We start from the raw sequence: 23,604 nt of genomic DNA, 5'->3' as shown, positions 1-23,604 counted from the left end.
CTAGTCCGGCGCGTACTTGTCGCCCACCTCTTCGCGCAGTGGGTGGGTGTCGTAGACGATGTTCATGTCGCGGATGCGCGTGCTGCCCGCGTCGAACGTGAACACGTCCACGCAAGTGAACGTCACCTCGCGGCCGTCGTTCAAGGTCCAGTCGTAGCGGAAGTAGGCTGCCACGCGCACCGATCCATCCTGGCTGGGCTGCGCGGAGGCAAACAGATCCAGCACCGTGATCACGCTGCCGCTGGAGGCCTGGGCGAGCTTTTTGAAAAAGTCGCTCGCACGCATAGTGCCCAGAAAGGGCGAGTGCACCACGCCATCGTCTTCAAAGCAGGCGATCAGCCCGTCGGTATGGCTGGCGTGCAGGTGGGCGAGGTAGGTGAGGACGGTGTCGATGGGGGTAGGGCTCATATGCGGCGTTGCAAAGGTCGTGGAGTGGAGTGCGTAGCTTCGCCAAGTCCGCGCCGCGCGACAAGAGACAATGGTGGCTTATACATAAAAGGTGTTTATGTATCTGCGCTATCTGCAATACCTCCATGCGGTCATCGATCATGGCTCGTTCGCCATGGCGGCCAAAGCCTGCGGCGTGTCGCAGCCCGCGATCAGCCATGGCATGAAAGCACTGCAAGCCCACTTTGCGCAACCCTTGCTGGTGCGCGAAGGGCGCCGCCATGTGCCCACCGACCTGGCCCGGGCCGTGGCCGCGCAGGCGCTGCCGCTGGCACAAGGGGTGGAGGCACTGCCCCGCGCTTCGGCGGCTGCGCCAGACCGGCATCGGCTGCGGGTGGGGCTCACGTCTTCAGCAGCGCTGGTCTGCGGCCCGCTGCTGTATGCCTGCTGGTGTTTGCCCAGCGCCCGGCGCTCCCTGGAGATGGCGACGGCGGATGAGGGTAGCCTGCTGGAAGGCCTGCTGCAGCGGCGCTTTGATGCGGTCATCGCCCCCAAGCCGCGCAAGTTTGTGCACCCCGACGTGGTGGAGCGGCCCCTGTACGAGCTGCACCCCCAGGTCTATGCGCGCAAAGGCCACCCATTGGCCCGGGCCCAGTCGCTGGTGCAACTGCAGGGCGCTGCGTGGGCCTGTGTGGGGCCCAGCGTCAGCGGGCCGGTGGATGTGTTGACGGAAGCGCACCGCGTGCGCCGCATGCCCGCCCCCAAGATGTCCGTGCGCTGCCCCGACTTTGCCAGCCTGCTGCACCTGGTGGCGCAGTCCGACCTGCTGGCTGTTGTGCCGCACCCTGCGTTGTTGGGCGGTACGTCCACGCTGGTGGCGCCCCTGCGGCTGGCGGAATCCCTGCCGCTGTATGGCATGTGGCTGTTTGAACCCAGGGGCCGCAAGTCACGGCTGGGGCCCGAGGTGTTTGCGCCTGCGGGCTGAGGCCGACACTGCAGGTGCTGACTGAAAAATTGCAAGAAGGCTTGTTGTTTGAAATCGACGTTGCAAGACTCCATAATCGCTTTCCTCATCCCTTCACCGAGCCTTTGCACCATGCACCACTCGCTGCGCCGCCCGCATTCAGCCCCTTCTTTTGTCCGCCCCCTGATGGCCTCGCTGGCGCTGGCATTTGCCGCCGCCGTGGCCCAGGCTGCGCCCGTGGCCGATGTCCATGCGCTGGCCCAGAAGGAGCAGCAACCCCTGCTCGACACCCTGCGTGACCTGGTGCACATCGAGTCAGGCAGCAAGGACATCGAGGGTCTGAACCAGATTGCCGAGCGCATTGCCAGCCAGCTCAAGCAACTGGGCGGCACGGTGGACGTGCTGCAGACCAGCGATATCTACCGCCTGGACGACACCCCGGAGAAGGTGGGCCCCGCGGTGCAAGCCGTGTTCAAAGGCACGGGCAGCAAGAAGATCATGCTCATCGCGCACATGGATACCGTGTACCTGAAGGGCATGCTCAAAGGCCAGCCTTTCCGCATCGATGGCGACAAGGCCTATGGCCTGGGCATCTCGGACGACAAGCAGGGCATCGCGCTCATCATCCACACCGTGGCCTTGCTGCAAAAGCTCAATTTCAAGGACTACGGCACGCTCACCGTGTTGATCAACGGCGACGAGGAAATCAGCTCGCCCGGCTGGCGCAGCACCATCACCCGCGTGGCGGCTGAGCAAGACGTGGTGTTCTCCTTCGAAGGTGGCGGCACCGACGGAACGCTGCGCCTGGCCACCAGCGGGATTGGGGCGGCCTACCTCACGGTGCAGGGGAAGGCGTCGCACGCTGGGGCCAAGCCCGAAGACGGCGTGAATGCACTCTACGAGTTGTCGCACCAGCTGCTGCAGATGAAGGATTTGTCCAAGACCGACGAGGGTCTCAAGCTGAACTGGACGGTGTCCAAGGCGGGCACCAACCGCAACGTGATCCCGGCCGAGGCCACCGCCCAGGCCGATGCGCGTGCGCTGCGTGTGGCGGACTTTGACGGGCTGGAAAAAAGCCTGCAAGAGAAGGTCAAGAGCAAGCTGCTGCCTGCCTCCAAGGTGGATGTGAAGTTTGAAGTGCGCCGCCCGCCGCTGGAGGCCAGCGACGCATCCCGCCGCGTGGCGGGCTACGGCAAGGTCATCTACCAGGAGCTGGGCATGTCGATCAACGTGGTGGAGAAAGCCACGGGCGGTGGCACCGATGCAGCGTTTGCGGCGCTCAAGACCAAGGGCGCGGTGGTGGAGGGCATGGGCCTGTCGGGCTACGGCGCGCACTCCAACGATGCGGAGTACGTGCAGATCAACACCATCGTGCCGCGCCTGTACCTGGCCACGCGCATGATCATGGACATCTCGCGCGACCGCGTGAAGTGACACGCTGAGCTGCCCCATGCCCTCCCTGTGAGGGCAGCAGCGTTACACAGGGCGCAGCGGCGGGCTCAGGCGCCCGGCGTGCCCGGCACCGGCGTCCGCACGGCGCCGGTTGCAAAGAAGGATTCCAGATTCTCCAGCACCAGGTCGGCCATGGCGCGCCGGGTTTCATGCGTGGCGCTGGCGGTGTGCGGTGTCAGCACCACGTTGTCCAGCGCCATCAGTGCGGCGGGTACGGTGGGTTCATTCTCAAACACGTCCAGCCCAGCACCGGCAATGCGGCGCTCGGCCAGCGCGTCGATCAGTGCCGCCTCGTCCACCACGCTGCCCCGCGCCACATTGATGAGAAAGCCATTGGGCCCCAAGGCCTCCAGCACATCGCGGTTGACCAGATGGCGCGTTGCAGCGCCGCCTGCCACGGTGAGCACGAGGTAGTCGGCCCACTGCGCCAATGCGGTCACCGACTCGAAGTAGGGCAGTGCGCAACCCTGCGCCGGGCGCCGGTTGTGGTATCCCACCTCCATGCGAAACCCGCTCGCACGCTCGGCCACGGCCTGGCCGATGCGGCCCATGCCCACAATGCCCAGGCGCTTGCCCGATACGCGGGTGCCCAGCGCATACCGGGCTTTCGGCCATTCGCCACGGCGCACAAAACGGTCGCTGGCGGCCACATGGCGTGACACGTCCAGCATCAGCGCAAACGCCATGTCGGCCACACAGTCGTTGAGCACGCCAGGCGTGTAGCCCACCTGCACGCCGCGTGCCTTGGCTGCATCGATGTCCAGCGCGTCGAAGCCCACGCCAAAGCTGCTGATGACCTGAAGGCGTGGCAGGGCCGCGATGACCTCACCCTTCAGGCCAATGGCTGCGGTGGTCACCACCCCGGTGAACTCCGCACCGCGCGCCGCCAGAAAGGCCGCTGGATCGGCCTGGTCAGCCAGGCAGGCGACGTCGTACCGGGCTGCCAGTTCGGCCTCCAGTGCGGGGAGGGGCAGGCGGCCGATTTGCAGGATGCGGTGGCGGGTGGCTGTGGTCATGGTTCCGTGGGGCAACAGTGCCAAAAATACGAAGGGCGGCACACGGCCGCCCCAATGTGTTTACATCAAGCCGCGACGCGCACAGCCTGGCGGGCCAGCAGTTTCCACTGGCCGCTTTGCTGTTGCCACACGCCCAGGATCTTGATCTGCACCTTGCCGGGCTTGCCCGCGTCGTTGGTGTCAGCCGTGAGGGTGTGGCGCACGATGGCGGTGTTGCCCACGACCTTGATGGTCTGGTCGGTGATGGCAATGGTCACAAAGTCGGACTTGCCGGCGATCAGGTCGCCGATGAAGCTGTCCTTGGTGTCCACGCGGCCGCCGGAGTGGCCGTAGCTCAGGTCGTCGGCCACCAAGGCCGTCAGCGCCGCAGGCGTGGGGTCGATCATGGCCACGCGCAGCTTTTCTGCGGCGGCTGCCACGGCTTGTTCGGCCGACGCTGAGGAGCCGGTGGCTGCCGCACCGGTGGCGCAACCCGCGAGTGCGGCAAGGGTGACGGCGGCGGCAGCGGCCAGAACGATTTGCTTGAACATCTTGTCTGTCTCCGTTGTTGTGTTGAGGGTCTGGAAATGGGCGTGCCAAGACTGCCCCCGGACCTGTGCACGGCCGGGCCTGGGGTGGTGGTTTTCACTGGGGAAAAAACGAGGGCCTGGAAAACCAGGCCCTGAAAAGGCCCTGAATCAGCCGGTTCTTACTGCGGCCCGAGCTTGTCAATCAGCGCCTTGAGCTCTTCCATCTCGCTGGGCTTGAGGTCCACCAGCGGTGCCCGCACCGGCCCACCGTCATGGCCCACGATGCGTGCCCCCGCCTTGATGATGGAGACCCCATAACCCTCCACCCGGTTGCGGATGGCCAGATACGGCATGAAGAACGACTTGAGCAGCCGGTGCTGCGTGGCCGTGTCATCACTGGCCACCGCCTGGTAGAACTCCATCGCCGTCTTGGGAATGAAGTTGAAGACGGCCGACGAATACACCGGGGTGCCCAGCGCCTTGTAGGCGGCTGCATACACCTCGGCCGTGGGCAGACCGCCCAGGTACGAGAAACGGTCCCCCATCTTCATGTAGATGGACGACATGGTCTCGATATTGCCCACCCCATCCTTGAACCCCACCAGGTTCGGACAACGCTCGGCCAGGATGGCCAGGGACTCGGCCGTGAGCTTGGTGCGGTCACGGTTGTAGACGATCACACCGAACTTCACGCTGTTGCAAACCTGGGCCACATGCTCGATCAGGCCTTCCTGGCCTGCCTCGGTCAGGTAATGCGGCAGCAGCAGGATGCCGTGGGCACCCAGCCGCTCAGCCTCCTGCGCATGGGCAATGGCCGTGCGGGTGGGGCCACCGGCGCCGGCAATGATGGGCACCTTGCCCCGGCAGGTCTCCACCGCCGTCTTGATGACCTCGCTGTACTCGGGGCCCGACAGCGAGAAGTACTCCCCCGTGCCACCGGCGGCAAACAGGGCGCTGGCGCCATAGGGGGCGAGCCACTCCAGGCGCTCGATGTAGGTCTTGGGGCGGAAGTTGCCTTGCTCGTCGAAGTCGGTGATGGGGAACGAGAGCAGGCCGGAGCCCATGATGGTTTTGAGTTCTTGCGGGGTCATGGTGGTCATTGCAAAGAGAAAAGTGGATGAAGCGGGTCGAAAGCCCGGATATCAGTCGAGCTTGATGTTGGCGGCCTTCACCACGCTGGCCCAGCGCGCGCGTTCCTTGGTGAAGAACTGGTCCTGCTCGGTGGAGGTCATGGTCACCACTTCGGCGCCCTGGCCGGCCAGGCGCGAGCGGATCTCGGGCGCGCGGATGGCGGTGATGAGTGCCTTGTTGAGCTTTTGCACGACGGCATCCGGCGTGCCGCGAGGCAGCAGTACGCCTTGCCAGGTGCCCGACTCGTAGCCCGCCACGCCTTGCTCGGCGATGGTGGGCACATCACCGAGCAGGGGCATGCGGGTGGCCTTGGACACGCCCAGCACCTTGAGCTTGCCGTTTTGTACCTGGGGCAGGGTGGCCAGCATGCCGTTCATCAGCACCTGGGTCTGGCCCGCCACGGTGTCCTGGATCGCGGTAACGCCGCCCTTGTAGGGGATGTACTGCCAGCGTGCGCCGCTGGCGCGCTCCAGCGCCACGCCGGCCAGGTGCGGGGCGCTACCCGTGGCCGTCACCGCAAAGTTCAGGTCGTTCTTCTTGGAGTAGGCGATCAGCTCCTTGAGGTTGTTGACTGGCACCGAGGGGTGCACCACCAGCAGGTGGGGCGAGTAGGCCAGCATGGTCACGCCACGCAGGTCTTTGGACGGGTCGAATGACAGCTTGGTATAGACCGACGGGCTGATGGCCAGTGCACCCACATCGCACAGCAGCATGGTGTAGCCATCGGGCTCGGCCTTGGCCACAAAGTCGGCGCCCAGGTTGCCATTCGCGCCCGGCTTGTTCTCGACGATCACGCTTTGCTTGAGCGACTCGGACAGCACCTGGCTGATCGAGCGCGCAATGATGTCCGAGCTGCCGCCTGGTGGGTAGGGCACCACGATGCGCAGGGTCTTGGTGGGCCAGTCGGCGGTCTGGGCCGTGGCGGATGCCGCAGCCAGAGCGGCGGTGCAGGCCAGAAGAATTGCGCGACGTTGCAGGCTCATGGAATGTCTCCGTGTGTTGGTGTTGTTAGTCATCGTACAACTAGGTTGAAAAAAACACAATCCATTCGCCGGATGTTCCAAGGATATTCCGTGGAATTTCAGGGTTTGTACTGAGATTGAGAAGGCTTTTTTGCTTGGAACCGACTGCTGGCGGGCGATGCAAGGTCTTGCACAACCTCGGGTAATCCCTTTCTCTGTCCACACCGGACCTGCGTCAGAATGCAAGCCTTGTTGTATGACGACATATCACAAAAAGACAATGCCTAGTTGCTCTGCCACCCTTTACGTGGCTTCCAGGTGGGCAGCGAAATCACAGCAACCACGGTGGCCGGCGCGCTTCGCAGCCACCGTGCAGTCACCCTCAAAGGACATTGCATGACCCTCCCATTCCGCATCCATCGCCGGGCAGCGCCCGTGATGCTGGCCGTCGCTGCCGTGGTGGGCGCCCCGGCGGCGCAGGCCGCCACGTGGGTGTACGTGGCCAACGCAGACAGCCAGGATGTCTCGGTGCTGGAGTTGGACCGCGCCGCCGGAATGCTCAAACCCGTTGACACCACAGCAGTGGGGGGCACCGCCATGCCCATGGCTGTCAGCCCGGACAAGCGCGTGCTCTATGTGGCGTTGCGCTCGCAGCCGTTTCGGGTGGTCAGCCTGGCCATTGACCCAGCCAGCGGCAAGCTACGCAAGCTGGGCGAGGCGCCGCTGGCCGACAGCATGGCCAACATCGACACCGACGCCACCGGGCGCTGGCTGTTTGCAGCCTCCTACCCCGGCCACAAGATCACGGTCAACAGCATTGGCAAGAATGGCGTGGTGGGGGCGGTGCAGCAACTCATCCCCACCGCGCCCAACGCGCATGCCATCCATGCGGATGCCGCCAACCGCTATGTCTTGGCTACCAGCCTGGGTGGCGACCACCTGTCGGCCTGGAAGTTCGATGCCGAGACGGGCAAGCTCACCGCCCACGAGCCCGCGTTGACCCCAGTGGCTCCCGAAAAATCCGGCCCCCGCCACTTTGTCTGGAGTCGCGACCAGCGCCACCTGTACCTGCTGGACGAGCTGGATGCTGCCCTGCATGTGATGGCCTACGACAAGGAGCGCGGCACCCTGCGCCCGCTGCAGCGCACCACCACATTGCCTGCAGGCTTTACCGGCAAGCCCTGGGCCGCCGACATTCACCTGTCGCCCGACGGCCGCACGCTGTATGCGTCGGAGCGCACCTCCAGCACGCTGAGCACGTTTCGCGTCGATGCCGCCTCCGGGCAGCTGCAACCGCTCGGTCAGGTGCCCACCGAAAAGACCCCGCGCGGTTTTGCGGTGGATGCTTCGGGCCGCTTCCTGATCGCCGCGGGACAGGAGTCGCACCACGTCGCCCTGCACCCGATTGACCCAGCCACGGGCCTGCCCGGCGCACCCACCCGCGTTCCAGTGGGCAAGAACCCCAACTGGATCGAGATCGTCGACATGCCCTGAGATCGCCCCTCTTTTTCATTACCCCAAGGAGACAAACACATGCAACGCAGAACCCTGGTCCAATACGCCGCCCTGGCAGCCGCAGGCGCGCTGATGGCGCTGCCCGCCATGGCCCAGACCACCTGGCCCACCGGCAAACCCATCAGCTACGTGGTGCCCTTTGCCGCCGGTGGCACCACCGACACCCTGGCCCGCCTGATCGGCCAGCAACTGGGCACGGCCCTGGGCACCACGGTGGTGGTGGAGAACAAGGGCGGCGCCGCAGGCAGCATCGGCTCGGAGGCCGCCGCGCGCTCGGCCCCGGATGGCTACACGCTGCTAGGTGGCACCGTCAGCTCGCATGCCATCAACATCAGCCTGTACCCCAAGCTGGGCTACGACCCCATCAAGTCGTTCAGCCCCGTCACGTTGATCGGCACCAACCCGGTGGTGCTGGTGGTGTCCGCCGCCAGTCCCTATAAAACCCTGAAGGACGTGCTGACGGCCGCCAAGGGCAAGCAGGGCGGCCTGTCGTCTGCGTCGGCCGGCACGGGCAGCTCGCAGCATCTGGCGGTGGAACTGCTGGCCTACAAGTCGGGCGTGAAGTTCACGCACATCCCCTACAAGGGCAGCGGCCCTGCGATCCAGGACGTGATCAGCGGCCAGGTGGACATGATGTTTGACACCACGGTGGTGGCTGCCCCCCACATCCAGAGCGGCAAGCTGCGCGCCATCGCCGTCACGTCGCCCAAGCGCCTGGCCTCCATGCCCGACGTGCCCACGGTGGCAGAGTCGGGTGTGGCCGAGCTCAAGGACTTCGAGGTGCAGTCCTGGCAGGCGATTTTTGTGCCGGCTGGCACGCCCACCCCAGTGGTGAGCCGCCTGCACGACGAGATCCGCAAGATCCTCGCCCAGCCCGACATGCAGACCCGCCTCAAGGGATTTGGCATGGAGCCTGCCGACATGAGCGTGGCCCAGATCGCCACGTTCCAGAAGGCCGAAGTGGACAAGTGGGCGCAGGTCATCAAGGCGGCCAACATCAAGGTGGACTGATCGCCCGCTGACCCCTTTTTCTCCCTGTAAAGACTTGGCGGAACAGCCTTCGGGCCGTTCCGCCTTTTTTATTGCGGGTTGGGCGCTTGCGCGTTTGCGGGGGCGTCCGCCGATGGGGAGCGTGGTGCGAGCACGAGATCGGGATGCTGCCCCGTGAGCAACAGAAACATCGCAAACACCGGCCCCTGCATGTTGCGCTCGTCGGTCATGCTCTCCAGCGCCTGCCAGGTCCGCGACTGCACGCCGCCCCGGCTGCCGGTCTGCAGCGGGTAGCCCATGAGTTCGGCGGCTTGCGCTTGGCTGAGCCCGGCAGCAACGCGCGCGGCCTTGAGCTGCTCGCCGTTGGGCACAGGCATGGCAAGGGCCATGGCAGAAACGGGTGGTGTGGACATAGGTTGCTATAAAAAGAAGAGCTAATTGGGCATGAAGTACCGGCGCTACAGCCCATTTTTACCCAAAAATCGGGAGCGTTATCCGGGTGTGGTGCTGGCACATCACTGGACAAAACAGAGAAGTGCCGGGGATGCAGGCGAGCGGGGTGCGCTTCTAGAATTCGCTCGCACTTGACGAACGTCAACACCCACAACAAGCCGCATCCGAGCGGCATCCGAGGAGGGATTTGTGAGCTACACCATCCAGATCTGGGAAAAGCCCGCCGATTGGCCGTGGCCCACGACCAAGGCCGAGGCGGACGCGCAGTACGAGCGCGTGGAGGCCGGCTCCCAGGTGCCGATGAACCCCAAGTACGCAGCGTGGGCCCAGGCCGTCGAGCCGCGCTTTCCCGGGTTCTGGGACATCTACCTTGGCGGCCCTGACATCACCGACCCGACCTTTGGCGTGGGCATCAACACCCGCTTTCCGGACTGGGGGCCGCCGTTTGACGATGGCTGGGAGCAGGCGGCCCGCCTGGGTTTGAACCTGTATGACCCGCAAAGTGGCGTGCACTATCTGGCCAACGGCGATGCCCCTGAAGAGCCTGACCTGCAGGTGCGCCACGCGGCACGGACGCGGCAGGCGGGCGATGACGCCAGGGCCTGGGCCGAGTACCGGCGCTGGGCCGCGCGGGGCAACCCCTTGGCCTTGTATGCCCTGGGTCGGTCGCTGCGATTTGGCACCATGGGCCAGCGCAGGCATTTCGATCTGGCGGCGGCCCTGCAGCTCATGGGCGCGCACGATGCAGAGACCCGCGAGGACGCCCAAGCCTTCTACGAGCGCTTTCCGGACAAGGCCAAGGCCCGCATCCAGGCCCTGATGGCCAGGCTGAAGGCCGCGCGGGGCGAGCCACTGCTGCAGATCGTGGACGAAGAGCGCAAGGCGGTGGATGACGCCGTGGCCCGCAGCGAGCAACTGGCCTTGTACTCGCGCAAGCGCATCGAAGCGGCAGACGCACTCGAGCCCGCAGCGGCCCAGGGCCACGAGGTGGCCGCCTTTTTGCAGGCGCTGGAGACAGTGATCGGCTGGGAGCAACCGAACTTTGAGAACGCACGCTCCTGGTGCCAGCGCGCGGCGGACTGGGACCATGAACCTGCCAAACGCCTTTTGGCCGTGATGTTCGAGCGCGGCTGGGGTGGACCGGCGGATGCGCAGCAGGCCGCCAAGTGGAACGCGGCCGCGCAAGAACAGCGGCAGCGGGCGCAGCAAAAGAAACAGGCCCAGGAAGCCTCTGAATCGCCCGGCGGCCTCAGCCTGGCACCCATCGCTGCGGCTGCGTCCGCGTCACGTGCCGCTGCACCCCTGGTGTGGACTGGCAACCCCCTGCGCGACCTGCCGACTTGGTATGCCTGCGAAGGGGACCCGCACGCAGCCTTTCACCTGGGCACCAGCGACGAGCATGGCCGCTATGGCGGCCCTGTGAACCTGGCCCAGGCCCGCGCCTGGTATGCCCAGGCGGCCGAGGCGGGCCACGCCGACGCCACCTACAACCTGGGAACCTTCGTCGAAAGTGGCAAGGGCGGCCCCAAGGACGCGCTGGTGGCCAAGGCGTTGTTCATGCTGGCCAACACACGGGGCACCACCATGCAGGTGGCCGACCTGCGCATCCAACCGCAGGAGCAAGGGCCCGTGCGGGCGCTGGTGATGGCGCTGCGCGAGCCGGGGCGGCTGCGCGCAGTGCTGCAAGAGCGTGGACTCGCCCCGAGTCTTCAGGCTCCTGGTGGGGCCGCCGCGCGGGTGGTGGGCGCAGCGGCAGCGGCGGGTCTGTCCGCAGGCGAGTGGGGGCGGGGCGATGGCGCCCCGCCGTCGCCAGGTACAGCCAGGCCGCCAGAGCCACAGACTCCGCGTTCGCAGGCGCCCAGCCCATCGCGCAGCCGCACGGGCCCGACGCATCGCAGCGAAGAGGACGACGAGGGCGATGCCCATGAAGATGCCCGCTATGGGCGCTCCACCTCCACGTTTGCATGGCACCTGGGCCATGCGGCGCTGGGCATTGGTGTGACCAATGGGGCATTGCTGATGGCTTTCTTCAAACCCGGAGCCAGCTTCCGCATGGGCATGCTGGTGCTGGGTCTGATCGCCGCGCTGGGCGCGTGGCGCACGGCGCGCGACTTTGACTGGTCGCCCCTGGCGCGTGCCGTGGTGGCGGTGCTGGCGGCCATCCCCTTGCTGGGCATGGGCGTGTGTCTGGGCCTGCTGTTCAAGGCCTTGCGTGAACGTGGGTAGGGGTGGGTCGCCCACCGCAAACCCACGAGGCCGTCAGGCGGTGACAGGGTGCTCCAGCACCTGCGCAAAGTACGAATCGGGCTGGATGTTGGTGTAGTTGGGAATGTCGGCCGACAGCTCTGCCATTGTCGCTTTGGCGGCCGTCTGGGCCTGTTTCAGGTCGCTGAAGAACGCGTTGGTCAGCGCCACGATCTGGCCTGGGCGCGGCTCGCCGGGGTAGAGAACGCGGTCGCTTTCCAGCCGCACCAGGCCCAGCGGCTGCAGTGCCGCGCGGGCGATGCGCATGTGCTCGGAGTGGTAGTAGTCGTGGTTGAAGGTGGCGCCTTCACGCCAGCGGTAAACGGCGGTGACTTTGATCATCGGTGCGATTCCATCCGGTGGTTGAAACCCGCCACCGTAGGGACAACACACCCTCGGCACAGCCGCGTGCGCGACAGCGTGTCGCCCATGCGGCTGGGGGCCTGTCTGCCTCTGCGGGCTCAGTCCTCTTCAGATTCGCCCAGGAACCCGCCGCTCTGGTGCCCCCACAGGCGGGCATACACGCCGCCCTGGCCCAGCAGCTGGGCGTGCGTGCCTTCTTCCACAATGCGGCCCGCGTCCATCACGATGAGGCGGTCCATGGCGGCGATGGTGGACAGGCGGTGGGCGATGGCAATCACGGTCTTGCCCTTCATCAGGCCGTCCAGGCTTTGCTGGATGGCAGCTTCCACCTCGGAGTCGAGCGCGCTGGTGGCTTCGTCCAGCAGCAGGATGGGCGCGTCTTTCAGCATCACGCGTGCAATGGCCACGCGCTGGCGCTGGCCGCCCGAGAGCTTCACGCCGCGCTCGCCCACATGGGCGTCGTAGCCGGTGCGGCCCTGCAGGTCGGTGAGCGTAGCAATGAAGTCAGCCGCTTCGGCACGCTCGGCGGCCTGGTGCAGGTCGGCCTCGCTGGCATCGGGGCGGCCGTACAGGATGTTGTCGCGCATCGATCGGTGCAGCAGCGAGGTGTCTTGCGTGACCATGCCGATGTGGCGGCGCAGGCTGTCCTGGGTGACATGGGCAATGTCCTGCCCGTCGATCAAGATGCGGCCGGACTGCACGTCATGAAAGCGCAGCAGCAGGTTGACCAGCGTGGACTTGCCCGCGCCTGAGCGGCCAATCAGGCCGATTTTTTCGCCAGGGCGGATGGTGAGGTTGAGGTGATCGATGACCGGGCGCGCATCGGGGCCGCTGCCGTAGGCAAAGCTCATGTCCTCAAAGCGCACCTCGCCTTGCTTCACGACCAGGGGCTTGGCATCGGGGGCATCGACCACGGCGCGTGGTCGGGTCAGCGTGTTGATGCCGTCCTGGATGGTGCCCACGCTTTCAAACAGAGTGGTCATCTCCCACATCACCCAGTGGGCGTGGCCCGACACGCGCAGTGTCATGGCCGTGACGGCGGCCACAGCGCCCGCACCCACCTCGCCCGCAGACCAGAGCCACAACGCGGTGCCGCAGGCGCCGAGAATCATGGCCACCACCAGCAGCTGGTTGACGATCTCGAACAGGCTCACCAGCCGCATCTGCGCGTAGCCGGTGAGCTTGAATGCATCCATCGCCGCGCGCGCAAATTCCGACTCGCGCCGCGTGTGCGAGAAGAGCTTGACGGTGGCGATGTTGGTGTAGGCATCGGTGATGCGCCCGGTCATCACCGAGCGCGCATCGGCCTGCTGCTTGCCCACCTGGCCCAGGCGCGGCACAAAGTACCAGCAGGCCAGGCCATAGGCCACCATCCACGCGGCAAAGGGCAGCAGCAGCCGCGCGTCAAACCCGGCCAGCAGCACAAGGATAGTCACCAGGTAGATGCCCATACCGATCACCACGTCGGTGGTCGTAAAGATCATGTCGCGCACGGCCAGCGCGGTCTGCATGATCTTGGTGGTGATGCGGCCCGCAAACTCGTCGGCGTAGAACGCCATGCTTTGGCCCAGCATCAGGCGGTGGAAGTTCCAGCGCAGCCGCAGCGGAAAATTGATGGCCAGCACCTGGTGCTTGATGCTGGTCTGCAGCGCCACCAGCACCACCGACGCCAGCAGCAGCACGGTGATGCCGATCAGTGCGCCCTGGCGCTCGGCCCACAGCGCGCCGGGTGCGGTGGTGGCAATCCAGTCCACCACATGGCCCAGCACCGCAAACAGCAGCGCTTCATAGATCGCAATGGCTGCGGATAACCCCGCCATGGCGGCTACGTAGCCACGCAGGCCGCGGGTGCCGTCCCACACGAACGCCACAAAGGCCTTGGGGGGCAGGTGCGGCTCTGCGGCGGGGTAGGGGGGAAGCCGGCTTTCAAACAAACGGAACAACGTCAAAACTCCTGGGGCCCCGGCAGGTCATGCCGCGCACTGCGGCAGCCCGTGGGGCCCAACAACACAGGGCAGCCCCAACGCGTCGGGGCCTGGGGGCTAGACCAGCAGCGTGATCACCACGATGACCACACCGAGCGCCAGGTTCACGCCCACCCAGCTGCGGATGCTGCCCAGGGCCTTGGCGCCGCCGGGCCAGTCCGAGGCTGCCACGGCACGTTGAAGGCGCCGGAACAGTGCAAAGCGGATGTGGCCGAAGATGGCGATCATCACCAGACCCAGCGTGGCCATGATGGTCCAGTCCAGCGGCATGGAGAACACACCGCCCGTCTGTACCGCCTGCTTGGCGGCGCGGCCGATCATCCACAGCCCGCTGACCAGCACCACCGCCACAGCGACGGTCACTGCCGCAAAGAACCGTTGCATCGTGTCATGCATCAGCCGCACACGTTGTGGCGGCTCCAGCGACTGCGCGGCAGGCCGCAGGAAAAAATGGGCAAACACCATGCCCCCCACCCACACGATGACGGACAGGACATGGACCAGCTTCAGGGCGTTGTAGAGCATCGGTGTGGGGCGCTAGGCACCAAGTGTGATGAAAGGACTCGGGGGAAGCCGCCCGTGCACGTGCCGGGCTGGGCAACGGCGGCAGGACAACATTGTGCGGTGATCCGCCTTCGGCGGTCAGCCCTGGCTAGAGAACCCCTATGAGTCCGCGTGGCCATGTAGCCTGCGCGAGAGTGCCTGTGCCAGCCGCCACAGTGGGGGCAGGACCAAGGCCATGGCCATCGGCACCCAGACGGCCAGGTAACACCAACTGGCTGGCCCGCTGTGGCCCACGCTCTCGATGCCCGTGGTGCGTTCCACCCACGACCAGAATGGAAAGAGAACCAGGGTAACGGCAAGCGCTACCGGCACGGCCACCACAGCCAGGCCGCATCGCACAGCCAGTTGCAGCATGAGCGCCCTGGTCCCCTTGCGTGAACCTGGTGCGGCCGCCTCAGGCCCGGGCTCGGGCGTGTGCGACACGGGGGGCGCGGGCGGGGATACGGGCATCAGGAATGCTGGGGCACCAGCGCCACCTGCACCTGATTGCCCCCGTTGCGCTTGGACAGGTACATCGCCTCGTCGGCGTGGCCGAGCAGGCGGTGCTCTTCGCCGCCATGCTCGGGGTAGATGGCCACGCCAATGCTGGGCTGGATGTACAGGCGTTGGCCTTCCAGGTCAAAGTCCTGGCCAAACGCGGCCAGGATCTTGTCGGCTGCTGCGCTGGCGTGCTCGCGGGCCTGGCCGCCCTCCAGCAGCACCACAAATTCATCGCCGCCCAGCCGCGCCACCGTGTCGGATGCGCGCACGCATTCGAGCAGCCGCTGGGCCACCCGTTGCAGCAGCAGGTCGCCCATGGCGTGGCCGAGGGTGTCGTTGACATCCTTGAACCGGTCCAGGTCAATGAACAGCAGGGACAGCAGCGTCTGCTCGCGCCGCGCGCGGGCCAGGGCGGTCTTGAGCCGGTCCAGAAACAGCTGGCGGTTGGGCAGGTGCGTGAGCTGGTCGTACTGCGCCATGTGCTCCAGGCGCTCGTACATCTGCTTGCGCTCAATCGCGGCAGCGACCTGGGTGGAGACGAACTGCAGCAGCTCCTTGTCTTTGTCGGTGTAGCGGCCTTGCTCGGTATAGCTTTGCAGCACCAATGCCCCCAGCGGGCCCCGCTGCGTCTGCAAGGGCACGCCCAGCCAGTACAGCGGCCCCTGCGCCGAATGCGGGGCGGCAGCGGCGGGCCGGGGTGCTTGCGAGGCAAGGTGCCAGTGCGCGGCTTTTGCCACGGATGTCTCTGGCGTGAGCAGCAAGGTGACTCCGCCGCGAATCACCTCGGCATAGCGCGGATCCTCGGCGAGTGCCATGGGCTCGGGCGCAGGCAGATGCTCGTTGACGTGGTACGGAAAGCTCAGCCGGTCGTCATGCGGGTCGTACAGGGCCACCGCAAAATTGGTGGCGGGCAACAGGCCGCCCACGATCTGGTGGATGTGCTGGAACAGCGCCTGCAGGTTGTGCGTGGTGTGCGCGGCTTCGGAGATGGCGTAGATCACCGCCTGCATCGATTCGGTGGCCTTGCGCACGGTGATGTCATGCGCCACGGCCAGCCGCACCTGCTTGTCGGGCAGCCAGCGGGCCGTCCAGCGGATGTGGGCGATGGAGCCATCCTTGCGCACATAGCGGTTTTCAAACTGCAGCTGGAGTTCGCCCTGCGTCACGCTCTGGGCCTGGCGTTGCGTGGCGGGCAGGTCGTCGGGGTGCACCATGTCCAGCATGCGCTTGCCCACGACTTCATTGGGTGCGTAGCCAAAAATGCGCTCAAACGCCGGACTGACAAACACAATGGTGCTGTCCGCTCGGACGATGCATACGGCATCGAGCAACAGGTCCACCAGGTTCAACGAAGAAATGCTTTGCATCAGGCTGGGTGCACGGTGTGCTGGAAAGACCCATTGTGCACGGCCCCGTTGGCTTGTGCGGCCCTGAAGGCAAAAACGCGACGGGTGCGGGCCCCGTGAGCGGGCTTACGGTCGGGTGTACTTGGCCTCCAAAGCGTCCCAGTCGGCCTTGCGCACCAGCCGCTGGCGCTCGGCAAACGGCGCCACCAGCGCCGGGTCTTCGTCGATGCGCTGGTGGTCGCGCAGCACGGTGAGGGCCTTCTGCATGCCTGCCACCGCGCCTTGCAGCGCCGCGTTGGCGTACAGCACCAGCCCATAGCCCAGCGAGGCCAGTTCATCGGCACTGGTGATGGGGGTTTTGCCGCCAATCACCATGTTCATCAGCTGCGGCGCGGCCAGCCGCTGGGGCAGGGCGCGGATCTCGTCGAGGGTGGTGACAGCTTCGACAAACAGGATGTCGGCGCCAGCCTCCTCAAACCGCTGGGCGCGCTCCACGGCGGCCTCGAAGCCTTGGGTAGCGCAGGCGTCGGTGCGTGCCAGGATGAGGGTGTCCGGGTCGCGGCGCGCGTCCACGGCAGCCTTGATCTTGCCCAGCATCTCCTCGGTGCTGATCACCTCCTTGCCGTTGAAGTGCCCGCAGCGCTTGGGGCTGACCTGGTCTTCGAGCTGGATGCAGTCGGCCCCCGCGCGCTCCAGCACACGCACTGCGTGGTAGGTGTTGAGCGCGTTGCCAAAGCCTGTGTCGGCATCGACGATGAGCGGCAGATCCACCGCGTCGCGGATGCGCGCCGTGTGGTCGGCAATGTCGGTGAGGCCCATGAAAGCCTGGTCGGGCAGGCCGAACCACATGTTGGTGACGCCTGCGCCGGTCACATAAATGGCCTCAAAGCCCAGGTCGGCCACCACGCGGGCAGAGAGGGCGTTGAACGCGCCGGGCACGATGACGCCCCGGCGGGCCTGGGCCAGGGCTTTGAGTTGCTGTCTGGTATTCATGGAATGGGGAATGGATAAAGTTGCTATATTTTTGATAGCTAGTGGCGCATGATTCACCGGCGCATCAAGCCGTTTTTGCTTGAAAACTGTCGCCCGGCACCCGCACCCAGCCTTCCATCAGGATGCGGGCGCTGCGGCTCATGAGGGCCTTGGTCACCTTCCACTGGCCATTGATCTGCGCTGCCTCGGCCCCCACACGCAGGGTGCCCGAGGGATGGCCAAACCGCACACTGCTGCGCACGCCGCCGCCTGCCGCCAGGTTGACCAGCGTGCCCGGTATGGCCGCAGCCGTGCCAATGGCCACCGCCGCCGTGCCCATCATGGCGTGGTGCAACTGGCCCATGGAGAGTGCGCGCACCAGCAGGTCGATGTCTTTGGCGTCAATGGCCTTGCCGCTGGAGGCGGTGTAGCTCGCAGGTGGGGCCACGAACGCGATCTTGGGCGTGTGCTGGCGGGTGGCGGCCTCGCCCAGTGCGTGGATCAGCCCCATGCGCAAGGCGCCGTGGGCGCGGATGGCCTCGAAGCGCGCGAGTGCGGCCGCATCGCCATTGATCGCGCCTTGCAGCTCGGTACCGGCGTAGCCCAGCTCTTGGGCGTTGAGAAAGATGGTGGGGATGCCCGCGTTGATCAGCGTGGCGGCAAAGCTGCCGACGCCGGGGACCTCCAAGGTGTCCACCACATTGCCCGAGGGGAACATGGCGCCGCCTTCTTCCCCGTCGTCCGCCGGGTCCATGAACTCCAGCGCCACCTCGGCGGCGGCAAAAGTCACGCCGTCCAGCTCGAAGTCGCCCGTCTCCTGCACCTGCCCGTGGGCCATGGGCACATGCGCCACGATGGTCTTGCCGATGTTGGCCTGCCAGATGCGAACCGGAAAGGTGCCGTCCTGCGGAAGGTGCGCCGCATCGATCAGCCCCATGTGGATGGCACAGGGCCCCACCGCCGCCGAGAGGTTGCCGCAGTTGCCGCTCCAGTCCACGAAGGGCTGGTCGATGGACACCTGGCCAAACAGGTAATCCACGTTATGCCCCGGCCGCGTACTGCGCGACAAGATCACCGCCTTGCTGGTGCTCGACGACGCATTGCCCATGCCGTCGATCTGCTTGCCGTACGGATCGGGGCTGCCCAGCACGCGCAGCAGCAGAGTGTCGCGCGCGGGGCCAGGTTGCTGGGCCGGTGCGGGCAGGTCGTCAAGGCAGAAGAACACTCCCTTGCTGGTGCCACCGCGCAGGTATGTTGCCGGGATTCGGATTTGAGGGGCAGTAAGCATGGTTGGAAAAATGTGAGCAGGCCGTTGTGAACCCTGTGGTGGGTGGGGTTGGCTCAAAAGAGGGGCAGTTGTGTGCTGGACGGGTCGGGCGGCGCGGGTTGCAAGGGCCAACGGCCGATGGTTTCGTAGCTGTAGCGGTTGCTGTAGCTCTCGTCGTTGCGGCCTACCACCAGCAGGATTTCGTCGATGGTCCAGGCAATCGGGTTCATCTGTGTGGGCCCCAGGCGTGTTGGCGCCCAGTAGCTGATGGTGGTGTGTGGCGTGTGGCCTGTTTTCGTCGCCAGCCCTTCTGTACTCAGCGCGTGCCGGACTGCCGCTAGCAGGGCATCGAAGCACTGCGGCCTTCCACGGGCCCGGAAGGACCATTGGATGGTGGTTTTGCCCTGTTCTTTGTGCACCCCGTCTCGAATGCGGTTGAGCACCAACGTGCATGCACGCGCCTTCACATCGGCGCCTGCGCGCAGCATTCTCTGGCGCATTTCCGGGGTGTCCCCATAGCGGTCCGATAGGGTCTGGTGCCAGTTGTCCATGGGAGACAAGGTACTTTGCTCAAGCCCATTGCGTGCAATGGCGATCCACATCGCTGCAGCCACCTCAGGCGGTGGCTTGGCCATGAAAATCAGCCGGGGGATTTTCATGGCCGGTGCACAGCTCCACGTTGCTGGCGGCCAGGAAGTCCTGCGCGAAGCGCTGCAGGACTCCCCCGGCTTCGTAGATGGAAACCTCCTCGGCCGTATCCAGGCGGCAAGTCACGGGTACTTTGGCGCATGCACCATTTTGACGTCGGATGAGCAGCGTGAGGCGGGCGCCTGGCGCGCGGTGGCCCTCCACGCCATACACCTCCGTCCCATTCAGCCCCAGCGTGCTGCGGTTGACCCCCGCCCCAAACTCCAGCGGCAGCACCCCCATCCCAATCAGGTTGGTACGGTGGATACGTTCAAAGCCTTCGGCCACCACCACCTCCACCCCCGCCAGCCGCACGCCCTTGGCGGCCCAGTCGCGGCTGGAGCCCTGGCCGTAGTCGGCGCCCGCAATGATGATGAGGGGCTGGCGGCGGTGCAGATAGGTTTCGATGGCCTCCCACATGCGCATCACCTGGCCCTCGGGCTCCACGCGGGCCAGCGATCCTTTTTGGACCTTGCCATCGACCACGGCCATCTCATTGACCAGTTGCGGGTTGGCAAACGTGGCGCGCAGGGCGGTGAGGTGGTCGCCCCGGTGGGTGGCGTAGGAGTTGAAGTCCTCCTCCGGCACGCCCATGCGCGCCAGGTATTCGCCCGCCGCGCTGCCAGGCAGGATGGCGTTGGACGGCGAGAGGTGGTCGGTGGTGATGTTGTCGGGCAGGATGGCCAGCGGGCGCATGCCCTGCAGGGTGCGCGGGTGGGCGGCCAGCGCGCCGATGCCCTCGATGTCCCAGTAGGGCGGGCGGCGGATGTAGGTGGACTGTGGGCGCCAGTCGTACTGGGGTGACACGCGCGGGCCTTCGTCCTGCCGCAGGGCAAACATGGGCTCGTACACGGCGCGGTAGTGTGCGGGTTTCACGGCCGCTTGCACCACGGCGTCGATTTCAGCATCGCTGGGCCACAGGTCCTTGAGCCGGATGGGGTTGCCATCCACCACCGCCAGCACATCCTTTTCGATGTCAAACCGCACCGTGCCCGCAATCGCATAGGCCACCACCAGGGGCGGCGAGGCCAGAAACGCCTGTTTGGCGTACGGGTGAATGCGCCCGTCAAAATTGCGGTTGCCCGAGAGCACGGCAGTGGCATACAGGTCGCGGTCGGTGATCTCCTGCTGAGTCGCAGGGTCCAGCGCACCGCTCATGCCGTTGCAGGTGGTGCAGGCAAAGGCGACGATGCCAAAGCCCAGCGCCTCCAGGTCGGTCAGCAGACCGGCTTCTTTCAAATACAGCTCCACCGCCTTGGAGCCGGGTGCGAGCGAGGTCTTGACCCAGGGTTTGCGCGTGAGGCCCAGCCGGTGGGCGTTGCGTGCCAGCAGCGCGGCGGCGATCACGTTGCGCGGGTTGCTGGTGTTGGTGCAGCTGGTGATGGCGGCGATGACCACGGCGCCATCGGGCATCGTGCCTTCGCCCGGCGAGGGCATAGCCCAGGGGCCCGCAATGCCCCGGGCGGCCAGGTCGGACGTGGCTACGCGCGCATGTGGGTTGGAGGGGCCAGCCAGGTTGCGCACCACGGTAGACAGGTCAAAACGCAGGGTGCGGTCGTACACGGCGCCCGAGAGCGCGTCGGCCCATAGGCCAGTGGTTTTGGCATAGGTCTCGACCAGCTTCAACTGGCTGGCCTCGCGGCCGGTCAGCCTCAGGTAGTCCAGCGTCTGCTCATCGATGCTGAACAGCGCCGCCGTCGCGCCATATTCCGGTGCCATGTTGGAGATGGTGGCGCGGTCGCCAATGGTGAGCCTGGCGGCGCCCTCACCAAAGAACTCCAGGTACGCGCCCACCACCCTGGCCTTGCGCAAAAACTCGGTGAGCGCCAGCACCACGTCGGTGGCGGTGATGCCGTCCTGGCGGTGGCCTGTCAGCTCCACGCCCACCATCTCGGGCAGCCGCATCATCGATGCGCGGCCCAGCATTACGTTCTCGGCCTCCAGGCCGCCCACGCCGATGGCGATCACGCCCAGCGCATCCACATGCGGGGTGTGGCTGTCGGTGCCCACGCAGGTGTCTGGGTAGGCCACACCCTGGTCGGCATGGACCACGGGCGACATCTTTTCCAGATTGATCTGGTGCATGATCCCGTTCCCCGCGGGGATCACATCCACGTTGGTAAAGGCTTTTTTCGTCCACTCGATGAAGTGAAAGCGGTCTTCGTTGCGGCGGTCTTCGATGGCGCGGTTCTTGGCCAATGCATCGAGGTCGAACCCGCCACATTCCACGGCCAGCGAATGGTCCACGATGAGCTGCACCGGCACCACGGGGTTCACCTGGGCCGGGTCGCCGCCCTCCTTGGCAATCGCATCGCGCAGGCCCGCTAGGTCCACCAGCGCCGTCTGGCCCAGGATGTCGTGACACACCACGCGTGCGGGGTACCAAGGGAAGTCGCGGTCGCGCTTGCGGTCGATGAGCTGGCGCAGGCAGTCATTGACGGTGGCCGGGTCGGCGCGGCGCACGATGTTCTCGGCGTGGACCCGGGCGGTGTAGGGCAGGGTGGCCCAGGCGCCGGGCTGCAGGGCTTCGACAGCGGCGCGGGCGTCGAAGTAGTCCAGCTGCGTGCCGGGCAGCGGCTTGCGATACAGGGTGTTCATGGGCGTGGGGCTGGGGCGTTGTTTTACTTGCGGTCTTGAATGGGCACAAACGCCAGGTCTTCGGGCCCGGTGTAGTTCGCGCTCGGCCGGATGATCTTGTTGTCGATGCGCTGCTCGATGATGTGCGCTGCCCAGCCGCTGGTGCGTGCAATGACGAAAAGCGGCGTGAACATGGCGGTGGGCACGCCCATCATGTGGTAGCTCACGGCGCTGAACCAGTCGAGGTTGGGGAACATCTTTTTCACCTCCCACATCACCGATTCCAGCCGCTCGGCAATGTCGAACATCTTGGTGCTGCCCGCCTCGTGCGACAGGCTGCGAGCCACGCCCTTGATGACGACGTTGCGCGGGTCGCTCACCGTGTAGACCGGGTGGCCGAAGCCGATCACGACCTCCTTGGCCTCCACGCGGCGGCGGATGTCGGCCTCGGCCTCGTCGGGGCTGTCGTAGCGCTTCTGGATCTCGAAGGCCACCTCGTTCGCGCCGCCATGCTTGGGGCCGCGCAGCGCGCCGATGGCGCCGGTGATCGCCGAATACATGTCGCTGCCCGTGCCCGCCACCACGCGGGCGGTGAAGGTGGAGGCATTGAACTCATGCTCTGCATACAGGTTGAGCGAGGTGTGCATGGCGCGCTCCCAGGCCGCGCTGGGTGGGGTGCCGTGCAGCAGGTGCAAAAAGTGCGCGCCGATGGAGTCGTCGTCCGTCTCCACCTCGATGCGGCGGCCCGAGCTTGCCCAGTGGTACCAGTAGAGCAGCATGGAGCCCAGTGATGCCATCAACCGGTCGGCAATGTCACGTGCGCCGGGCAGGTTGTGGTCGTCCTTCTCGGGCAGCGCGCAGCCCAGGGCCGAGACCCCCGTGCGCATCACGTCCATGGGGTGGCTGGCGGCGGGCAGTTGCTCCAGCGCCTGCTTGACCGACAGTGGCAGGCCACGCAGGGCCTTGAGCTTGGCCTTGTAGGCACGCAGTTCGGCGCGCGTGGGCAGCTTGCCGTGCACCAGCAGGTGGGCGATTTCTTCAAACTCGCAGACCTCGGCAATGTCCAGGATGTCGTAGCCCCGGTAGTGCAAATCATTGCCCGTGCGGCCCACCGTGCACAGGGCGGTGTTACCCGCCGTCACGCCCGACAGGGCCACGGATTTCTTGGGCTTGAAGCCCGGGGTTTCAACGGTGGTGGTCATGGGGTCTCCTGGTTTGCATATGCGCTGGTGATGGCAGCGGGGCGGCCTTTGCCATCCACCGCCACCATTTCAAAAATTCCCTTCAGCACCTCATCGGGTGGCGAGCCCAGCGTGGCGGCCAGGCCAGTCACGCATACGGTGAGCGAGCTGCGCCCGATGCGGGTGACCCAGGCGCGCAGCGTGAGCACATGGCCCACGGGCACGGGGGCCAGAAAACGCACATCGGTCACGCCCGCCATCACCACGTCGCGCGCTGCGGCGCCGCGTGCCGCCAGAAACGCCGCCTTGGCCATGAGCTGCAGGGCGTTGCCACCAAACAGCGTGCCGTAGTGGTTGGCTTCGGCGGGGAAGACGATTTCCGTCAGCTCGACGGTGCCTTGAGGGGTTGTCATGCTTCGCAATTTACGCACAATGTCACCCCTCGGTAAGGGCTGAATTGGCGAATGATTGCGAAGGTGGCATCTGTGATTTGCAAAGTTTGCGAATTATTTGCAGATTGGTTTTGCGAACGAATGGCACGACCCCACAGCGAAAGAAA

22 protein-coding genes are annotated in these 23,604 nt (G+C 65.8%); 5 read left to right on the top strand and 17 right to left on the bottom strand.

The window, feature by feature from the left end; translation table 11 throughout:
* The gene (locus C8C99_RS09270; protein WP_108625580.1) at positions 1–408 is read right to left on the bottom strand and encodes a nuclear transport factor 2 family protein; all 408 of its coding nucleotides are present in this window, start codon (positions 406–408) and stop codon (positions 1–3) included.
* Positions 409–505: 97 nt separating this feature from the next.
* Between C8C99_RS09270 and C8C99_RS09265 the strand changes: the two genes are divergently transcribed.
* The gene (locus tag C8C99_RS09265) at positions 506–1,372 is read left to right on the top strand and encodes a LysR family transcriptional regulator (RefSeq protein ID WP_108625579.1); all 867 of its coding nucleotides are present in this window, start codon (positions 506–508) and stop codon (positions 1,370–1,372) included.
* A 111-nt stretch (positions 1,373–1,483) separates the two neighbouring features.
* Positions 1,484–2,785, top strand: a complete 1,302-nt coding sequence (locus C8C99_RS09260; protein ID WP_199226367.1) for a M20/M25/M40 family metallo-hydrolase — start codon at positions 1,484–1,486, stop codon at positions 2,783–2,785.
* 65 nt (positions 2,786–2,850) lie between these two features.
* On the opposite strand, the gene C8C99_RS09255 is transcribed toward C8C99_RS09260, so the two are convergent.
* From C8C99_RS09255 to C8C99_RS09240, 4 genes are all read right to left on the bottom strand, one after another.
* Complete coding sequence (locus C8C99_RS09255; protein ID WP_108625578.1) at positions 2,851–3,819, bottom strand: 2-hydroxyacid dehydrogenase; 969 nt, start codon at positions 3,817–3,819, stop codon at positions 2,851–2,853.
* A 65-nt stretch (positions 3,820–3,884) separates the two neighbouring features.
* Positions 3,885–4,349 carry a nuclear transport factor 2 family protein gene (locus C8C99_RS09250; protein ID WP_108625577.1) on the bottom strand — a complete coding sequence of 155 codons (465 nt, stop codon included), beginning with the start codon at positions 4,347–4,349 and terminating at the stop codon, positions 3,885–3,887.
* Between the two features lie 158 nt (positions 4,350–4,507).
* Entirely contained in the window at positions 4,508–5,419 is a 912-nt protein-coding gene (kdgD, locus tag C8C99_RS09245; protein ID WP_108627101.1) for a 5-dehydro-4-deoxyglucarate dehydratase, read from the bottom strand.
* A 51-nt stretch (positions 5,420–5,470) separates the two neighbouring features.
* Complete coding sequence (locus C8C99_RS09240; RefSeq protein WP_108625576.1) at positions 5,471–6,442, bottom strand: tripartite tricarboxylate transporter substrate binding protein; 972 nt, start codon at positions 6,440–6,442, stop codon at positions 5,471–5,473.
* A 375-nt stretch (positions 6,443–6,817) separates the two neighbouring features.
* Here C8C99_RS09240 and C8C99_RS09235 point away from each other — a divergent pair, with 375 nt between their 5' ends.
* Entirely contained in the window at positions 6,818–7,915 is a 1,098-nt protein-coding gene (locus C8C99_RS09235) for a beta-propeller fold lactonase family protein (RefSeq protein WP_108625575.1), read from the top strand.
* A 39-nt stretch (positions 7,916–7,954) separates the two neighbouring features.
* Entirely contained in the window at positions 7,955–8,947 is a 993-nt protein-coding gene (locus C8C99_RS09230) for a tripartite tricarboxylate transporter substrate binding protein (RefSeq protein ID WP_108625574.1), read from the top strand.
* A 68-nt stretch (positions 8,948–9,015) separates the two neighbouring features.
* Here the strand turns inward: C8C99_RS09230 and C8C99_RS09225 are convergent, their stop codons facing one another.
* A complete protein-coding gene (locus C8C99_RS09225; protein ID WP_108625573.1) occupies positions 9,016–9,339 on the bottom strand; it encodes a helix-turn-helix transcriptional regulator in 324 nt (107 codons plus the stop codon).
* Positions 9,340–9,568: 229 nt separating this feature from the next.
* Between C8C99_RS09225 and C8C99_RS09220 the strand changes: the two genes are divergently transcribed.
* On the top strand, positions 9,569–11,605 hold the full coding sequence (locus tag C8C99_RS09220) for a tetratricopeptide repeat protein (RefSeq protein ID WP_108625572.1): 2,037 nt from the start codon (positions 9,569–9,571) through the stop codon (positions 11,603–11,605).
* Positions 11,606–11,638: 33 nt separating this feature from the next.
* Here the strand turns inward: C8C99_RS09220 and C8C99_RS09215 are convergent, their stop codons facing one another.
* From C8C99_RS09215 to C8C99_RS09170, 11 genes are all read right to left on the bottom strand, one after another.
* On the bottom strand, positions 11,639–11,965 hold the full coding sequence (locus C8C99_RS09215) for an EthD family reductase (protein ID WP_108625571.1): 327 nt from the start codon (positions 11,963–11,965) through the stop codon (positions 11,639–11,641).
* A 119-nt stretch (positions 11,966–12,084) separates the two neighbouring features.
* Entirely contained in the window at positions 12,085–13,929 is a 1,845-nt protein-coding gene (locus C8C99_RS09210) for an ABC transporter ATP-binding protein (RefSeq protein WP_108625570.1), read from the bottom strand.
* 99 nt (positions 13,930–14,028) lie between these two features.
* Complete coding sequence (locus C8C99_RS09205; protein WP_108625569.1) at positions 14,029–14,496, bottom strand: CopD family protein; 468 nt, start codon at positions 14,494–14,496, stop codon at positions 14,029–14,031.
* A 138-nt stretch (positions 14,497–14,634) separates the two neighbouring features.
* Positions 14,635–14,985, bottom strand: a complete 351-nt coding sequence (locus C8C99_RS23840; protein ID WP_146186023.1) for a hypothetical protein — start codon at positions 14,983–14,985, stop codon at positions 14,635–14,637.
* Positions 14,985–16,382 (bottom strand): bifunctional diguanylate cyclase/phosphodiesterase, encoded by a 1,398-nt coding sequence (locus C8C99_RS09200; RefSeq protein WP_108625568.1) that lies wholly within the window; start codon positions 16,380–16,382, stop codon positions 14,985–14,987. The genes C8C99_RS23840 and C8C99_RS09200 overlap by 1 nt, the downstream gene beginning before the upstream one ends.
* A gap of 105 nt (positions 16,383–16,487) precedes the next feature.
* Positions 16,488–17,354 carry an oxaloacetate decarboxylase gene (locus tag C8C99_RS09195; protein ID WP_108625567.1) on the bottom strand — a complete coding sequence of 289 codons (867 nt, stop codon included), beginning with the start codon at positions 17,352–17,354 and terminating at the stop codon, positions 16,488–16,490.
* Positions 17,355–17,418: 64 nt separating this feature from the next.
* A complete protein-coding gene (gene prpF, locus C8C99_RS09190) occupies positions 17,419–18,621 on the bottom strand; it encodes a 2-methylaconitate cis-trans isomerase PrpF (RefSeq protein ID WP_108625566.1) in 1,203 nt (400 codons plus the stop codon).
* 53 nt (positions 18,622–18,674) lie between these two features.
* On the bottom strand, positions 18,675–19,235 hold the full coding sequence (locus tag C8C99_RS09185; RefSeq protein ID WP_056644721.1) for a hypothetical protein: 561 nt from the start codon (positions 19,233–19,235) through the stop codon (positions 18,675–18,677).
* Complete coding sequence (gene acnD / locus C8C99_RS09180; RefSeq protein WP_108625565.1) at positions 19,216–21,885, bottom strand: Fe/S-dependent 2-methylisocitrate dehydratase AcnD; 2,670 nt, start codon at positions 21,883–21,885, stop codon at positions 19,216–19,218. The genes C8C99_RS09185 and acnD overlap by 20 nt, the downstream gene beginning before the upstream one ends.
* A gap of 23 nt (positions 21,886–21,908) precedes the next feature.
* Positions 21,909–23,066, bottom strand: coding sequence for a 2-methylcitrate synthase (prpC, locus tag C8C99_RS09175; RefSeq protein WP_056644717.1), 1,158 nt, complete (start codon positions 23,064–23,066; stop codon positions 21,909–21,911).
* The gene (locus C8C99_RS09170) at positions 23,063–23,458 is read right to left on the bottom strand and encodes an acyl-CoA thioesterase (RefSeq protein WP_108625564.1); all 396 of its coding nucleotides are present in this window, start codon (positions 23,456–23,458) and stop codon (positions 23,063–23,065) included. Before C8C99_RS09170 ends, prpC begins: the two co-directional genes overlap by 4 nt.
* Positions 23,459–23,604: the final 146 nt, after the last annotated feature.

It is taken from the genome of Acidovorax sp. 107 (genome assembly GCF_003058055.1).
Classification (GTDB): domain Bacteria; phylum Pseudomonadota; class Gammaproteobacteria; order Burkholderiales; family Burkholderiaceae_C; genus Acidovorax.
This window is presented reverse-complemented; position numbering and strand designations above follow the sequence as displayed.

What these genes read in the sequence shown, in the direction of transcription:
- C8C99_RS09270 (WP_108625580.1), bottom strand. Translation starts at nt 408, where the DNA reads ATGAGCCCTACCCCCATCGACACCGTCCTCACCTACCTCGCCCACCTG.
- C8C99_RS09265 (WP_108625579.1), top strand. Translation starts at nt 506, where the DNA reads ATGTATCTGCGCTATCTGCAATACCTCCATGCGGTCATCGATCATGGC.
- C8C99_RS09260 (WP_199226367.1), top strand. Translation starts at nt 1,484, where the DNA reads ATGCACCACTCGCTGCGCCGCCCGCATTCAGCCCCTTCTTTTGTCCGC.
- C8C99_RS09255 (WP_108625578.1), bottom strand. Translation starts at nt 3,819, where the DNA reads ATGACCACAGCCACCCGCCACCGCATCCTGCAAATCGGCCGCCTGCCC.
- C8C99_RS09250 (WP_108625577.1), bottom strand. Translation starts at nt 4,349, where the DNA reads ATGTTCAAGCAAATCGTTCTGGCCGCTGCCGCCGCCGTCACCCTTGCC.
- kdgD (WP_108627101.1), bottom strand. Translation starts at nt 5,419, where the DNA reads ATGACCCCGCAAGAACTCAAAACCATCATGGGCTCCGGCCTGCTCTCG.
- C8C99_RS09240 (WP_108625576.1), bottom strand. Translation starts at nt 6,442, where the DNA reads ATGAGCCTGCAACGTCGCGCAATTCTTCTGGCCTGCACCGCCGCTCTG.
- C8C99_RS09235 (WP_108625575.1), top strand. Translation starts at nt 6,818, where the DNA reads ATGACCCTCCCATTCCGCATCCATCGCCGGGCAGCGCCCGTGATGCTG.
- C8C99_RS09230 (WP_108625574.1), top strand. Translation starts at nt 7,955, where the DNA reads ATGCAACGCAGAACCCTGGTCCAATACGCCGCCCTGGCAGCCGCAGGC.
- C8C99_RS09225 (WP_108625573.1), bottom strand. Translation starts at nt 9,339, where the DNA reads ATGTCCACACCACCCGTTTCTGCCATGGCCCTTGCCATGCCTGTGCCC.
- C8C99_RS09215 (WP_108625571.1), bottom strand. Translation starts at nt 11,965, where the DNA reads ATGATCAAAGTCACCGCCGTTTACCGCTGGCGTGAAGGCGCCACCTTC.
- C8C99_RS09205 (WP_108625569.1), bottom strand. Translation starts at nt 14,496, where the DNA reads ATGCTCTACAACGCCCTGAAGCTGGTCCATGTCCTGTCCGTCATCGTG.
- C8C99_RS23840 (WP_146186023.1), bottom strand. Translation starts at nt 14,985, where the DNA reads ATGCCCGTATCCCCGCCCGCGCCCCCCGTGTCGCACACGCCCGAGCCC.
- C8C99_RS09200 (WP_108625568.1), bottom strand. Translation starts at nt 16,382, where the DNA reads ATGCAAAGCATTTCTTCGTTGAACCTGGTGGACCTGTTGCTCGATGCC.
- C8C99_RS09195 (WP_108625567.1), bottom strand. Translation starts at nt 17,354, where the DNA reads ATGAATACCAGACAGCAACTCAAAGCCCTGGCCCAGGCCCGCCGGGGC.
- prpF (WP_108625566.1), bottom strand. Translation starts at nt 18,621, where the DNA reads ATGCTTACTGCCCCTCAAATCCGAATCCCGGCAACATACCTGCGCGGT.
- C8C99_RS09185 (WP_056644721.1), bottom strand. Translation starts at nt 19,235, where the DNA reads ATGGCCAAGCCACCGCCTGAGGTGGCTGCAGCGATGTGGATCGCCATT.
- acnD (WP_108625565.1), bottom strand. Translation starts at nt 21,885, where the DNA reads ATGAACACCCTGTATCGCAAGCCGCTGCCCGGCACGCAGCTGGACTAC.
- prpC (WP_056644717.1), bottom strand. Translation starts at nt 23,066, where the DNA reads ATGACCACCACCGTTGAAACCCCGGGCTTCAAGCCCAAGAAATCCGTG.
- C8C99_RS09170 (WP_108625564.1), bottom strand. Translation starts at nt 23,458, where the DNA reads ATGACAACCCCTCAAGGCACCGTCGAGCTGACGGAAATCGTCTTCCCC.